The sequence below is a fragment of the Candidatus Acidianus copahuensis genome, assembly GCF_000632495.1.
GTDB lineage: Archaea > Thermoproteota > Thermoprotei_A > Sulfolobales > Sulfolobaceae > Acidianus > Acidianus copahuensis.
In genome coordinates this window covers 120,076-134,141 of sequence record NZ_JFZT01000039.1, presented here as the reverse complement: position 1 = coordinate 134,141, position 14,066 = coordinate 120,076, and the positions used below count along the sequence as shown (strand labels likewise).

Annotated in this window: 13 protein-coding genes; 3 read left to right on the top strand and 10 right to left on the bottom strand. The window is 37.2% G+C overall.

The window, feature by feature from the left end:
• The first annotated feature begins 93 nt into the window (after nucleotides 1-93).
• Nucleotides 94-2,499, top strand: coding sequence for a valine--tRNA ligase (locus CM19_RS05190; protein ID WP_081801214.1), 2,406 nt, complete (start codon nucleotides 94-96; stop codon nucleotides 2,497-2,499).
• Between the two features lie 27 nt (nucleotides 2,500-2,526).
• On the opposite strand, the gene CM19_RS05185 is transcribed toward CM19_RS05190, so the two are convergent.
• Genes CM19_RS05185 through CM19_RS05145 form a run of 9 tightly spaced genes read right to left on the bottom strand, consistent with a single transcriptional unit; the run spans nucleotide 2,527 to nucleotide 10,258 of the window.
• Nucleotides 2,527-3,717 (bottom strand): pyridoxal phosphate-dependent aminotransferase, encoded by a 1,191-nt coding sequence (locus CM19_RS05185; RefSeq protein ID WP_048099377.1) that lies wholly within the window; start codon nucleotides 3,715-3,717, stop codon nucleotides 2,527-2,529.
• Nucleotides 3,718-3,731: 14 nt separating this feature from the next.
• On the bottom strand, nucleotides 3,732-4,478 hold the full coding sequence (gene trpC, locus CM19_RS05180) for an indole-3-glycerol phosphate synthase TrpC (protein ID WP_048099376.1): 747 nt from the start codon (nucleotides 4,476-4,478) through the stop codon (nucleotides 3,732-3,734).
• A 4-nt stretch (nucleotides 4,479-4,482) separates the two neighbouring features.
• On the bottom strand, nucleotides 4,483-5,067 hold the full coding sequence (locus CM19_RS05175) for an anthranilate synthase component II (protein ID WP_048099627.1): 585 nt from the start codon (nucleotides 5,065-5,067) through the stop codon (nucleotides 4,483-4,485).
• A gap of 1 nt (nucleotide 5,068) precedes the next feature.
• Complete coding sequence (locus tag CM19_RS05170) at nucleotides 5,069-6,322, bottom strand: anthranilate synthase component I (RefSeq protein ID WP_048099375.1); 1,254 nt, start codon at nucleotides 6,320-6,322, stop codon at nucleotides 5,069-5,071.
• Nucleotides 6,319-6,912 carry a phosphoribosylanthranilate isomerase gene (locus CM19_RS05165; protein WP_048099374.1) on the bottom strand — a complete coding sequence of 198 codons (594 nt, stop codon included), beginning with the start codon at nucleotides 6,910-6,912 and terminating at the stop codon, nucleotides 6,319-6,321. Before CM19_RS05165 ends, CM19_RS05170 begins: the two co-directional genes overlap by 4 nt.
• Entirely contained in the window at nucleotides 6,909-7,943 is a 1,035-nt protein-coding gene (trpD, locus tag CM19_RS05160) for an anthranilate phosphoribosyltransferase (RefSeq protein WP_048099373.1), read from the bottom strand. The genes CM19_RS05165 and trpD overlap by 4 nt, the downstream gene beginning before the upstream one ends.
• On the bottom strand, nucleotides 7,933-8,670 hold the full coding sequence (gene trpA / locus CM19_RS05155) for a tryptophan synthase subunit alpha (protein ID WP_150111389.1): 738 nt from the start codon (nucleotides 8,668-8,670) through the stop codon (nucleotides 7,933-7,935). Before trpA ends, trpD begins: the two co-directional genes overlap by 11 nt.
• Nucleotides 8,661-9,938 (bottom strand): TrpB-like pyridoxal phosphate-dependent enzyme, encoded by a 1,278-nt coding sequence (locus tag CM19_RS05150; RefSeq protein ID WP_048099626.1) that lies wholly within the window; start codon nucleotides 9,936-9,938, stop codon nucleotides 8,661-8,663. The genes trpA and CM19_RS05150 overlap by 10 nt, the downstream gene beginning before the upstream one ends.
• A gap of 47 nt (nucleotides 9,939-9,985) precedes the next feature.
• Nucleotides 9,986-10,258: an acylphosphatase gene (locus tag CM19_RS05145; protein WP_048099371.1), complete on the bottom strand. Its 273-nt coding sequence runs from the start codon at nucleotides 10,256-10,258 to the stop codon at nucleotides 9,986-9,988.
• Between the two features lie 93 nt (nucleotides 10,259-10,351).
• On the opposite strand from CM19_RS05145, the gene CM19_RS05140 reads away from it, so the two are divergent.
• Nucleotides 10,352-11,431: an inositol-3-phosphate synthase gene (locus CM19_RS05140; RefSeq protein WP_048099370.1), complete on the top strand. Its 1,080-nt coding sequence runs from the start codon at nucleotides 10,352-10,354 to the stop codon at nucleotides 11,429-11,431.
• Complete coding sequence (locus CM19_RS13410) at nucleotides 11,428-11,559, top strand: hypothetical protein (protein WP_268744930.1); 132 nt, start codon at nucleotides 11,428-11,430, stop codon at nucleotides 11,557-11,559. The genes CM19_RS05140 and CM19_RS13410 overlap by 4 nt, the downstream gene beginning before the upstream one ends.
• 93 nt (nucleotides 11,560-11,652) lie before the next feature.
• Here CM19_RS13410 and ppsA read toward each other — a convergent pair whose 3' ends face one another.
• Entirely contained in the window at nucleotides 11,653-13,998 is a 2,346-nt protein-coding gene (ppsA, locus tag CM19_RS05135) for a pyruvate, water dikinase (protein ID WP_048099369.1), read from the bottom strand.
• Nucleotides 13,999-14,066 lie beyond the last annotated feature (68 nt).

The window sequence follows — 14,066 nt, the reverse complement described above, 5'->3', positions numbered from 1 at the left end:
AGAAAACTATAAAAGAGCCTTTGCTTTATTTACCTTAACAACTTTCGTAGTGGTGGGCAGTTATTGTTAAGTCAAGAATACGTAACAAATAAAATGAATGAGTGGCCTAAGCATTATTCTCCTAAAGAAATTGAGGAAAAATGGCAAAAGGTATGGCTTTCTGAGGATTATTGGGAAAAGGCAATCAAGTTCAGAGGAGACGGAAGACCTGTTTACGTTATAGATACACCTCCTCCTTTTACTAGTGGAGAACTTCATATGGGTCAAGCTTACTGGATAACTATAGCTGATACAATAAGCAGATCCAAGAGAATGCAAGGATATGATGTTCTTCACCCACAGGGCTGGGACACTCAAGGTTTACCAACTGAACTTAAAGTTCAGTACAGACTCAAAGTACCAAAAGAGAATAGAGAACTCTTTCTAAAGAAGTGCATAGAATGGACAAACGACATGATTACTAGGATGAAAACTGTAATGATAAGGCTTGGATATAGACCTGACTGGGAAGAATTCGAGTATAAAACGTTCGAAAGGGAATATAGAATAACTATACAGAGAAGTCTAATTGACATGTTCAATCAAGGTCTAGTAAAAATGACTGAAGGACCTGTATACTGGTGCCCAAAATGTGAAACTGCAGTAGCTCAGAGCGAAGTAGGATACCTTGAAAAGGAAGGTATTCTAGCCTATATTTCCTTCCCTTTAAAACAGGGAGGGGAAATCCTAATCGCGACCACTAGACCCGAACTTCTAGCTGCTACACAAGCGATAGCTGTTAATCCAGAGGATGATAGATATAAGGACCTCGTAGGAAAAATAGCAATTGTTCCCATATTTAATAAGGAAGTAAAAATTATAGCTGATGATGCAGTAGAGAGAAGTTTCGGGACCGGTGCAGTAATGATTAGTACATACGGTGACCCACAGGATATAAAGTGGAAGCTTAAGTACAATTTACCTTCAACGGAACTGATAGATAACAAGGGTAAAATGAAAGGCACAGGGATATTAGATGGTCTAAAAATAGAGGAAGCTAAAAAAAGGATGATAGAAATACTAAAGGAAAAAGGCTACTTAAGGAAGGTAGAAAAGATTAAACATAACGTTATTTCTCATACTGAGAGAAGTGATTGTCTATCCCCAATAGAGTTCTTAACTAAGAAACAACTTTACATAACTGTCCTGCCCTTTAAGGAAAAGCTAATTGAGTATTCAAAGAAAATGAAGTTTAAACCAGAAAGAATGAGATACTATCTAGAGGATTGGATAAAAAGCCTAGAGTGGGACTGGAATATAAGCAGACAAAGAATTTACGGTACTCCTTTACCTTTCTGGTATTGTGACAACGGACATTTAATTCCAGCAAAACCTGAAGACTTACCTGTTGATCCTACTAATTCAAAGCCTCCAGTGGATAGATGCCCACAATGTGGACTAGAACTTAGGCCAATCAGCGATGTAGCTGATGTGTGGATAGATTCAAGCATAACAGTATTATACCTTACTGGATTTTACAGTGATAAAGAACGGTTCTCAAAAACTTTCCCAGCATCTCTAAGATTGCAAGGCACTGATATAATTCGAACGTGGCTCTTCTATACTTTCTTTAGAACCTTAATGCTTACCAATGATGTGCCTTTCACTAACGTCCTTGTTAATGGACAAGTTTTAGGACCTGATGGGAGCAGAATGAGTAAAAGTAAGGGTAATGTAGTATCTCCTTTGGACAGAATAGATGAGTTCGGAGCCGATGCAGTAAGGATGAGCCTGCTAGATGCATCAATAGGAGAGGACACGCCGTTTAAATGGGATTCAGTTAAGGGTAAAAAACTTCTCTTACAGAAGCTATGGAATGCAAGTAGACTAGCTTATCCATTTATTGTAGGTAAAAGTTCTGAAAAGCCTGAAACGTTAAATCTTCTAGATAAATGGGTTCTTGCTAAGCATAAGGAATTTGTAAAGAAATGTATAGATGCATATAATTCCTTTGATTTTTATGTAATAAATCAAGAATTATATAGCTACTTTTGGGAGATAGTTGCCGATGAGTACCTAGAGTTAATAAAGCATAGACTCTTCCAAGAAGATAAGGCAGCAATATATACTTTGAAAAGAGTACTAAGGGATGTTGTCCTGATTCTACATCCAGTTGCTCCTCATATTACAGAAGAAATTTACTCTAGGCTATTTGGTGAAAAGATGACAATTCTCGTAGAGAATTTTCCTACGGTTGATGATATAGAGATAGATAATAATGCAGTAATTCTTGGGGATAATATAAAGAAATTTAATTCCATGGTTAGAAGGGCAAAGATAGATAATAAGATCTCTATTGTGGTTCCTGTGTCGGTAAAACTTTATGGTAACCAAGACTTACTAGATAGTGTAAAAAAGGTAGAGGTTGACCTGAAAAAAACATTAAAAATAACCTCGATTGAATACGTCAATTCACAAACAGAAAAGGTGGAAATACAAGTTCAGTCCATGGGAGTATAGCTCACCAGTCGCTCTAAATCTTTTTCATCAACTTTTGTCTAATGTTTCTTTTATCCTTCTTATACCCTCTTTAATTTTTTCCTCGTCTATAGCGAAGCTAAATCTAATGAACCTCTTTCCTAACTCTAATGGGAAAACTTCTCCTGGTATAGTAATTACGCCTGCTTCCTCGATTAGTTTTATGGATAACTCCTTTACGCTAAGCTTTGTTCTCTCAAGAATTCCTCCTACGTCCGGAAAAATATAGAATGCTCCTGAGGACTTGTAAACCTTAATACCGTCAATTTTACTTAATTCCTCAAACATCACGTCCCTTCTTCTCCTAAAAAGGGATATCATTTCCTCTACATGATTAAACGTATTAAATGACTCTATAGCACCCTTTTGCGCAAAGCTAGTTGCGCATGTATATATATTTGACGCTAAAATTCCCATTTTATCAATTATCTCCTTTTTTGCGACTATATATCCAAGCCTCCAGCCTGTCATACTAAACGTCTTGCTAAATCCATTCAAGTAAATTGTATTTTCTCTCCACTCTGGATCTTCTAGAACACTTCTCATTTTTCCTTCATAAATGAAATGATCATATATTTCATCAGAAAGTAGTAGAATGCCTCTCTCCTTTGAGATTTCTTGAATTCCTTGTATTTCACTAGGACTAAATACCATTCCTGTAGGATTATGAGGACTGTTCAGAACTATCATTTTTGTCTTAGAATTTATCTTTTCTTTCAGATCTTCCAAATCTATAGAAAATCCAGATTTTTCGTCAAAGTTTACATTTAAGTAGACTGGATTACCTCCTAATAACTTTACTACTTCAGCATAGGAATAAAAGGAAGGATCAAAGAGTAATACCTCATCTCCCGGATTTATATAAAGTAAAAAGGAAAGAAAAAGAGCAGTTTTAGCTCCAGGAGTTACTATTACTTCCTCTTTTTTAACATCTGAACCTTTGTACTCTATCGAAAGATATTCTGCTATTTTCTGTCTTAATTCATCAATTCCCTTTGCGGGAGTATATGAGGTAAAGCCCTGATCTAATGCTTCCTTAGCCTTATCCCTTATTTCTTTAAACGTTATTACATCAGGCTGGCCTATTCCGAAGTTTATTGTTTTTATTCCTCTTTCTTTTTCTACTCTTCTAGCTATATCTTGATAAAGAAGTGTGCTTTCGCCTGTTAACTTTCCGATTGAGTTTGAGAATTGAATCATTAGAAAGAAGTGTGCTATATTAACTCTTTAATCTTAGCTGGGTCTTTCATCAGCGTTGAACCAATTAGAAAGGCATCTGTTCCTATTTTCTTTAGTTCGTCAATCTCTTCCCTAGTTTGAATTCCGCTTTCGAAAACCTTAATTTTATCTTGAGGAATTAAAGAAATGAGTTTCTTTGCTTTTTCCTTGTCTATATTAAATGTAATCAAATCCCTTGAATTAACACCTATGAGCTTAGCTCCAACATTAAGAGCTATATCTAATTCCATTTCGTCTGTAACCTCAACTAGAGGCTCCATTTTATAGGATCTACAGTACTCAATTAAGCTCTCCAATTCCCTTTCAGTAAGTATTTTGACTATAAGGAGAACTGTATCTGCTCCTAGATTATATGCATTATCTATTTGTCTTTCAATTACAACAAAATCTTTCATCAAAACAGGTAAGGAGACTGCATGAGAAATAGAATAAAGATAAGCGTAAGATCCTGAAAAGAATTTATCTTCTGTAAGAACGCTTATACCTGCAACTCCTGCACTTTCCATGAACTTACTGTACTCTACTGGATCTCCATTGGCTGAAAAACCTGATGGTGAGGATCTCTTAAACTCGCTGATTATTGCATTTCTGTTTAATGACTTGATTTCCATTATCCTTGAAATTATGGAAAAGACTGGTCTATCTCTAGGTTTCTGAACATATTCCCTTTCAAAAGAATGATCTACAACTTCCTTTAACCATCCTTGAAGATATCTTGGCATCTACCTATATTCTATTTAGGAAATTATAAAATATCTTCTGTCCGACATCTGTTCCTATACTCTCCGGATGGAATTGAACTCCATATACCTTTAGTTCCTGATGATGTATTGCCATAATCTCATTATCCTCTCTAGATCTTGCGTCAATCTCTAGAGGAGACTTAACGTCATCTATTACTAAGCTATGATATCTTGTAGCCCTAAATTCACTTGGTAAACTATAGTAAAGATTCGAAGTAGAATTAGAGAGAATAATATTACTTAACTTTCCATGGAAAACAACTCTTGCTCTTCTAATCCTAGCGCCAAAAGCATAACCAATCATTTGATGACCAAGACATATACCTAGAATTGGAATCCTCTTTCCTAGAACCTTTATAACGTCTATTCCTATGCCTATATCCTCTTTCTTTTCTGGAGTTCCCGGACCTGGAGATATTACTACTCTATCTGGGTTGATTCTCTCTACTCCCTTAAGCGATATCTCATCGTTCCTGACAACTATAGGATAGCTACCTAGTTCACCTATCATTTGTGCAATATTATAAACGAAGCTATCATAATTATCTATAATTAGTGTTAAGTCCAAATTAAACACCCATTGCTACTTTTAATGCCTTCATCTTATGTTCAGTCTCATAGTATTCCATTTCTGGAATAGAGTCATACACGATCCCTGCTCCTGCTTGTATTCTAGCTAGTTCATCATTTAAAAATGCAGATCTTATAGCAATGGCAAACTCTGCAGAACTATTAGATATAAAACCAACTGCGCCAGCGTAAGGACCTCTTTTATATGGTTCAAGAGTTTCAATAATATTCATTGATATTGGTTTTGGCGCTCCACTTACAGTACCTGCTGGAAAGGTCGATTTCAATACATCAACTGTGCTAAAGTTCCGCTTTAAAGTTCCTACAACTCTACTGACCATATGTTGAACATGGCTATACTTTTCAATATACATAAGATCTGGAACCTTCACTGTTCCTGGAGAACATACCTTTCCTACATCATTTCGGGCTAAGTCCACTAACATCAGATGTTCAGCCCTTTCCTTTTCAGAAGATAGAAGATCCTGCTCAAGCTGAAAGTCTTCCTCTTGATCTTTTCCCCTCGGTCTGGTTCCAGCTATTGGATAGCTTTCCACTACTCCCTTTTGCACTGAATACAGAAGTTCAGGACTAGAACCTATTAATTCTCTTTTATCAAACTTTAGGTAAAACATGTAAGGTGAAGGATTAATTTTTCTAAGGTTTACATAAAGAGACATAGGATCTCCCTTAATTTCATATCGATAGAACCTAGAGAGCACTACCTGAAACGCGTAGCCTGACCTTATATACTCTAAGATTTCTTCAACAGACTTTTTATATTCTTCCTTTCCCATAGATTCATCGTAGAGCTTAAATTCCATAGAAATCTCTTTGCAGTTTCCCTTTGGGATCTCTCCATTAACATAAACCTTACCGCCATTATGATCGTAAATAATCATGTTATTAGGAAGAAAGAATTCTCCATTAGGCCACTTTTCTGCTTGTGGAACCACGTCCTTAATATTTTCCCAGTACCTTACCGCATCATATGATATATAACCTACATAAGCATCAAACATTGGAAGATCTACGCCTTTGCTCCTTTCTATTGCTCCATAAAGATATTCTGCAATATCTCCACCTCCGGAGTTTATGTAGTCTCTGTGCCCCCAAGCTATGACGCTATATCTCGCCTTATTTTGTGGTCCTGCTACGCTCTCTAGCATAGCAGAGAACTTCTCTTCTTGTTTTACACATCTAAACACCTCATAAGGTTGAGGAAACGATGTAATTGGGAAAACTTTAGTCATTTCTTTACCACCTTTAACATCGCTTTTACTTTTTCCATGTCTTTCTTACCTGGATAGATCTCTACTCCACTAGAAACGTCTATCCAAGCTGGGTTAAGATCTACAAAACTTTCAATGTTCTCCATCGTTATGCCTCCCGCAATACCTACCCACGGATAATTCTTAACCCATAGTTTTAGCAAGCTAAGATCTACTACCTTTCCCTTTCTTGGCGAGTCAAGAAGGATAAACTTCGAATATTTAGTAACCTTATTTAAGTAGACCTCTTGATCTTTTTCAACTGGAACGTAAAGTATAATCCTTTTCCTTTCAATTGTAGTAAGTTCTTCAAGTTCCTTGTCAGACAAAGGTCTATGAATCTGTAAGTAATTGGCGTATTTCAAGCCATTAATCATTTCGCCTAAATTCCCATTAACCTTAACTTCTACTATAGGCTTTGCAGACATTAAACTGGCTAGCCTGAGGAACTCGGAACTCACATATCTCTTACTTATCTTATCTGTTACAATGCCTAAAAGATCCACATCTGTTCTGGAGAGTTCCTCAATATCCTTAAGTGTGGAAATCCCACAAACCTTAAATCTAATCAAGTAACCATCCCCAAAAGAGACTTAAATCTATCAATATTTCCGCCCTCTTGGATTATTTCCTGAATCTTTCCTAATCCGGTCATTGCTAGTTGAGTGGAAATCTCATATGCGTCATCATAGCTTTTAGCTTTTCCTGCAGCGTAAAGGGCAACGGCAGTATTAATCTTTATAAACTCTAAAACTTCATTATCCTTACCTAATAAAGCTCTTAAGCTCTTAATAACAGATTCTTCACTATTCTTTACGATGAGATTCTCCATTTTGACTTTCCCATTGATAAGTTCAGAGAAATCAACAGAATATTTCTCTATTTTATTTTCAGAAATTTCATAAATAGTTGTAGGTCCAACTGGACTAACTTCATCAATCCCTGGATGACCATAAACTAACAGCAATTTCTCATATCCTAACATGACTGATGCTTCGGCTATCTTATCCATGAAGTTCATAGAAAATATACCCATTACCTGTCTTCTCGTCATAGCTGGATTTGTTAACGGACCAAGGAGGTTAAATATTGTTCTTATTCCAAGCGTTTTCCTTACGTTAGCAACATTTCTCATTGCAGGATGATACAGTTGAGCAAATAGAAAGGTGAATTTCGTCTTCCTGAAAACTTCAGCGCTTTTTTCAGGAGACATTGTTATATTATAGCCTAAAGTTTCTAGAAAATCAGCGCTTCCACTGCTACTGCTAGCGGCTCTATTTCCATGTTTAATTACTGGATAAACCTGGCTTACCAAGATCGCTGAGATTGTACTAACGTTTATTGTGTGCATTCCGTCCCCTCCAGTACCTGCAGTATCCAGTGCGTCCCCTAAGTATATTTTTACAGCATGATCTCTCATTGAACTGACAAAGCCTGCAATCTCTTCTGCTGACTCTCCCTTGGTTTTTAATGATGTCAGTAGCGCAGAAATTATGATATCGTTTAATTTTCCTTCCATTATCAGATTTGCTACTTCCAATGCTTCCTGCTTACTTAGATCTTGTTTTTGCGTTAACTTTTCTAGATATTGCCTAAAACTCATTTAATATCTCCCTATACTGCTTTACTAGCTTTATTGCCTCATCTACTCCTCCTTTTTCTATCGCCTCTATGTACGCAGTTCCTATAGCTATCCCATCTGCTCCTGCTCTCATTGCCTTCCTCATATCCTCTGTATCCGACAATCCAAAACCTACTACAAGTTTATTTGAAACTAGGATTCTTACTCTAGTAATAAGAGAGTCAACGCTTACAGGTATTGGTACACCAGTAGTAGGTCTTACTCCATAGTATAGAAAGAGATCAGAAATCGTTGATGTCTTTTGAATTAAGGGATCTGGAACAGAGGGGGCAGTAAATATTACAGCCTTAAGCCCAGCGTCCTTTATCTTCTTTACATATTCCTCATAATCATCTATATAGTCTATTAGCAAGTCAGGGAAAAGTAATCCATCAATTCCTATGGAATATAACTTCGCTAGAAAGTCGTTTAGAGTAGGTACCCAATCCTCTAGGTAAGTTAGAATAACTATTGGAATCCTTACCCTCTCTCTGGTCTCCTTAAGTAAGCTCCATATGTCTTTAATCTTACCTGAAACAGTTTTATAACTCTTCCTTATTACTGGTCCATCATATTTAGCGTACTTAGGAGGGACACCTATCTCAAGTATATCTGAACCTTCTTTTACAGATCTCTCAACGAACTCTAAGTATTGTTCTTCTTCTGGATAACCTAGAGTCATGTAAGAAACTAACATCTTCATTTCGATAACCTTTTCATCATTAATTCATAGTTAGGCAAGTCCAACAGACCATGACCACTTAAATTAAACGCTATAACCTTTTTCTCTCCTTCTTTTTTAGCTTTTAATGCCTCATCTATAACTGCCTTTATAGCATGAGCTGATTCTGGCGCAGGGACTATTCCTTGAGCTTCGGCAAAGATTTTAGCTGCCTCAAATATCTCTGGTTCACTATACTCTCTCCACTCTACAATTCTCTCCTTTAATAGCAAACTGAGTGAAGGGGCTGCACCGTGATATCTTAATCCCCCAGCGTATATAGGAGGTGGCACGTAGTCCTTTCCCAAAGTTACCATCTTAACTAATGGAAGTAAGCCTGCGCTATCTGGAAAATCGTAGATATAATTACCCTGACTGAATTTTGGAATCTCATAAGAACCTACGGCTATGAACTTTTTACCTATTTTTGAACCTAAGAAGGGAAATGCAAACCCTCCAAAGTTACTTCCTCCTCCTACACAGCCTATTAATATATCTGGGTCTTCTCCATATTCCTCAAACTGAGCTAATGACTCTTGACCTATAACGCTTTGATGCAGTATAGCGACATCTAATACACTTCCAACAAGGTATCTATAGTCGTTGTTAAGAGCATACTCAATGGCCTCACTCATTGCTATCCCTAAAGATCCTGGATGAGACGGATTTTCGTCTAAAATTTTTCTACCAAACTCTGTAAGCTTAGTTGGACTGGCATATACTTCTCCTCCATAAAGTTGCATTATGGTTCTTCTCTGAGGTTTTTGTTCGTAGCTTACCTTAACCATAAAAACTGTAGATTTCATTGAAAACATACTTGCCGAAAGAGCTACTGCTGTCCCCCATTGCCCAGCTCCAGTTTCAGTCACAACATGTTCTACTCCCTCATTTTTTGCAAAGTATGCTTGAGGCATAGCAGTATTTATCTTATGGGAACCTGTAGGAGTTGCTCCCTCAAATTTAAAGTATATTTTAGCCGGAGTTCCTAACTTTTCCTCTAATCGCTTTGCTCTTAAAAGGGGAGTTGGCCTTCCTATATTAAGATACCCGTTCCTTACCTCTTCTGGAATCTTTACGAATCTCTCCACAGTGAACTGTTGCCTTAAGACCTCTTTTGGCATTATTTTCCTTAACAGATCTATCCTGGAGAACTCGGCATCTGGTGGATCTCTAGGTGGAGGGAGAGGTTTAGGTAAATCTGGTATTATATTATACCAGTACTTTGGTAGAATTTCTTCCCTTCTATCTACAACCATTGGTGCAACAATAACACCGGAAATAAATAAATGCAATAGTTTAAAAGTTAATATGTATCAAACGAATCGAATTCTCCTTTATACTCTGTGAATTCAACTTCAGTTCTTGTAACCTCTGACATAGGAGGACCTTGTTTTATCTTTTCCAGCAATTTTGCTAGAGATTCCTCATATCCCTCCGCTATTACCTCTACTGTTCCATCCTCCAAGTTCTTTGCATACCCTTTAACACCTAACCTAACTGCATTTATCTGAACAAAATGCCTAAATCCAACTCCTTGAACCGTTCCATAAACTATTACCCTCATACGCTTTAGCATAAAACCACCTCAGTGTCGCTCCACTTCTTCACTGATCTGACTTATCCCTTTCATCACAACATATTTTTAACTTCATAACTCCTTTAAAAATCTATGATTAGAGTCGCAATTGCTGGACTTGGAAACTGCGCATCAATGTTAATTCAAGGTATAGAATATTATAAGAAAAGAGAAGGTTCTTATAACGGTTTAATTACACCTATTATAGGTAATTATAAGGTAACAGATATAGATGTAGTAGCTGCCTTTGACGTATCTAAGGAAAAAGTCGGTAAAGACGTATCTGAGGCTATATTTCAGAAACCTAACATAACTCCTAGAATTACAGACATTGAAAGAAAGGGAGTCAAAGTATCTGCTGGACCATTATTGGATGGAGTAGCTAAGCATATGGAGACCACGTTTAACCCAACTGATAAGGGAAGTTTAGAGTCTGTAATTGATGAGTTAAAGAATAGTAAAGCAGATATATTGATAAATATGTTACCAGTGGGTAGCGAACAGGCTTCTAGGGCATACGCTAATGCAGCACTTTCCGCTGGTACAGCTTTTATTAATGCAATACCAGTTTTCATAGCAAGCGATCCCACCGGTAAGTTTCCTGATCTCTTTACACAAAAGAAAATACCACTAGCTGGCGATGATATAAAAGGGCAAGTAGGTGCAACAATATTTCATAGATCTATAACATCTCTGTTTAGGATGAGAGGAGTTAAAGTAGATGAGACTTATCAGCTTAACGTTGGTGGAAACACAGATTTCCTTAACATGAAAACTGAGGAAAGGCTATTTTCTAAAAGAGTGAGCAAGACTAAGGCAGTCACAAGTACATTAAACAATCAAGAAGAGATAGAAAAGGAAGGAAAAGTAAGAATAGGTCCTAGTGACTATGTACCTTTTCTAGGAAATACAAAAGTAGCATATATATATGTGAAGGGTACTGGCTTTGCCGGAATGCCAATTAAAGTTGAGGCAAGCCTAGAGGTAGACGATAAGTCTAACTGTGCAGCAGTTTTAGTTGACGTTATAAGAGCTGTTAGACTAGCTAAGGATAGAGGAATGGGTGGCCCATTACCTGCGCTATCCGCTTTCTACTTTAAGCATCCTCCAGTTCAGGCAAAGGATGATGAGGAGGCGCTTAAATGGTTTGAGCAATTTGTGCGAGGTATGTGAAGAAAAAGAAGCTAAGTATGTATGTAGTAGATGTGAAAGAAGAGTCTGCGAAGAACACTTTGATAAGAATAGTAAACAATGTATTATTTGTAAAACTAGCTTATGTGAGATATGTGGAAAAAATCTAGCAATAGGTTACTGCGAAATATGTGGGAGACTGATATGCGAGGAATGTACTTCACATTACGACGGATCCAGAAGGGTATGTAAAAAATGCGCTATTACTTCCTTAACTTCTCTAACATAATTTTTTGTTCTATGCTTGCTACAGAGCGCCTTGTCGAGATTACAGCGTCTGGGTTAACGCTTATACTATCTATCCCAGATCGAACTAGATATTCTGCGACTTCTGGATATATACTTGGGGCTTGACCACATATAGATACTGTAGCGCCGTATTTATGTGCTGCAGTTATTAGATTTTTCATTGATCTTAACACGGCAGGGTCTCTCTCGTCGTAGTATCCCATTCTACCCAAGATTTCACTGTCCCTATCAACTCCAAGAGTTAATTGAGCTAAATCGTTACTACCTATACTGAAGCCGTCAACTATTCTAGCAAATCTTTCCGCTAATATAATAACTGATGGCACCTCAGCCATTATCCACGTCTTAAAGTCCTGCGTCCTTCTAAGTCCCTCATCTTCCATAATATGGATAGCCCTCTTAAGTTCTGATTCTGTCCTTACGAATGGAAACATTACCCAGACATTCTTAAGTCCCATTTCCTCTCTGGCTTTCCTTATTGCTCTGACTTCAAGTCTGAATGCGGGTTCGTATTGAGGACTTATATACCTTGAAACACCTCTCCATCCAAGCATTGGGTTTCTCTCTTCTGGTTCGTATTCTTCTCCTCCCTCAAGCCTTCTATATTCGTTAGTTTTAAAGTCCGAAAATCTAACGACCACTGGTCTTGGATATATTGCTGTAGCTACCTTAGCTACCCCTTCAGCTAGTTTATCAACAAACTCTTCAGGTTTTCCTATCTTAATCAAGTAAAGTGGATGTCTTTTTATCCATTCTGATACAATGAACTCTATTCTCATTAGTCCTATTCCGTCAAATGGAAGATCAAGGTATTTGTCTATAACATCAGGCTGTCCAAGATTCATGTAAATCTTTGTTGCGGTAACTGGGTAAAGACTTAACACCATGTCTCTGCTTAGACCAGTAGAACCTTTTTGTTCCTCTATTTTTTCTTCCTCCACTATTTTACCTTGATATACTATACCCCTAGTTGCATCAACAGTAATCTCTTCTCCGTCTTTTATCACTTTAGTTGCCTCATTTGTCCCTACAATTGCTGGAATTCCAAGTTCTCTAGAAACTATAGCTGCGTGACTGGTTATTCCTCCTTCATCTGTAACTATTGCAGAAGCAATCTTCATTAGAGGTACCCAATCCGGGTCTGTCATCTTAGTTACTAGAATATCTCCTCTCTTAAACCTTCCAGACTCCTTACTACTCAAGATTATTTTAGCTACCCCGCTAGCTATTCCAGGGCTAGCAGCTAAGCCCTTAACTAATACTTTTCTTTCTGCTACTTCAATTCCCTCAGATCTTTGAGGGACTTTTTTCTTACTACTCCAATATGTTTCTGCTCTAGCTTGAACTATAAACACATCGTCTGGAAACTTAAGATCTGAATCAATAGCCCATTCAATATCCATTGGAATACCGTAATGTTCCTCAATTTTTAGGGCAAATTTAGCTAGTTCTATCGCTTCCTCATCAGAAATACTAAACTGATCCGCCTCTGGACTGTTACTTATATCAATCTCCTTGTTTGATTTAGCTGATGAATCGTAAATGAACTTAAGGTTTTTATGAGATAACTTCTTTTCAACTATTTTTAAACTGGACTTTTCTATAACTATTTCGTCAGGAGTTACAAGTCCTCCAACAACAGATTCACCTAAACCCCAAGACGATTCTATAACTATAAAGTTCCTATCACCATTACCAGGATGGAGTGTGAACATGACTCCAGCAGACCTGGAATTGACCATCTTTTGAACTACTACAGCAATTTCAACCTTTGTTGAATCAATACCTTTACTCTTTCTATACTCTATTGCTCTCTCATTAAATAAGCTAGCCCAAACCATCTTAACTTTCTGTATCAACTCGGATCTATTCACATTAAGGTAAGTATCCTGTTGTCCTGCAAAGCTGGCGTTCTCTAGATCTTCTGCCGTTGCTGATGATCTAACCGCAACTAATATTTGCTTTCCTATTTTTGAAGCGAGATCGTCATACGATGATAGAATAGTCTCTTCCAAACTTTTCGGTATTGGAGAGGAAATTATAAGTTCCTTTATTTTATTACTCGCATCAGAACTAGGTATATCCTCGTTTAATATATCATTTATTCTATCGTGAAGATTATTATAACTTAAAAAGAATGAATAAGCTTTTGACGTTATCACAAATCCTGGAGGGACTCTTATTCCAAAACTTACAAGTTCTCCTAAATTCGCACCTTTTCCGCCGGCTAAGTTTGTCATATCCTTCCTAAGCTTAGATACGTCGATAATAGCTTCCTTAAGAAGCTCTTCGACAATAATTTACCACCAATTAAATTATCTCGTTTAAACCTTAAAAAGCTACCTTGAATGTATAAGCGTTAATAAAA

What these genes read in the sequence shown, in the direction of transcription:
- CM19_RS05190 (WP_081801214.1), top strand. Translation starts at nt 94, where the DNA reads ATGAATGAGTGGCCTAAGCATTATTCTCCTAAAGAAATTGAGGAAAAA.
- CM19_RS05185 (WP_048099377.1), bottom strand. Translation starts at nt 3,717, where the DNA reads ATGATTCAATTCTCAAACTCAATCGGAAAGTTAACAGGCGAAAGCACA.
- trpC (WP_048099376.1), bottom strand. Translation starts at nt 4,478, where the DNA reads ATGCCAAGATATCTTCAAGGATGGTTAAAGGAAGTTGTAGATCATTCT.
- CM19_RS05170 (WP_048099375.1), bottom strand. Translation starts at nt 6,322, where the DNA reads ATGACTAAAGTTTTCCCAATTACATCGTTTCCTCAACCTTATGAGGTG.
- trpD (WP_048099373.1), bottom strand. Translation starts at nt 7,943, where the DNA reads ATGAGTTTTAGGCAATATCTAGAAAAGTTAACGCAAAAACAAGATCTA.
- CM19_RS05150 (WP_048099626.1), bottom strand. Translation starts at nt 9,938, where the DNA reads ATGGTTGTAGATAGAAGGGAAGAAATTCTACCAAAGTACTGGTATAAT.
- CM19_RS05145 (WP_048099371.1), bottom strand. Translation starts at nt 10,258, where the DNA reads ATGCTAAAGCGTATGAGGGTAATAGTTTATGGAACGGTTCAAGGAGTT.
- CM19_RS05140 (WP_048099370.1), top strand. Translation starts at nt 10,352, where the DNA reads ATGATTAGAGTCGCAATTGCTGGACTTGGAAACTGCGCATCAATGTTA.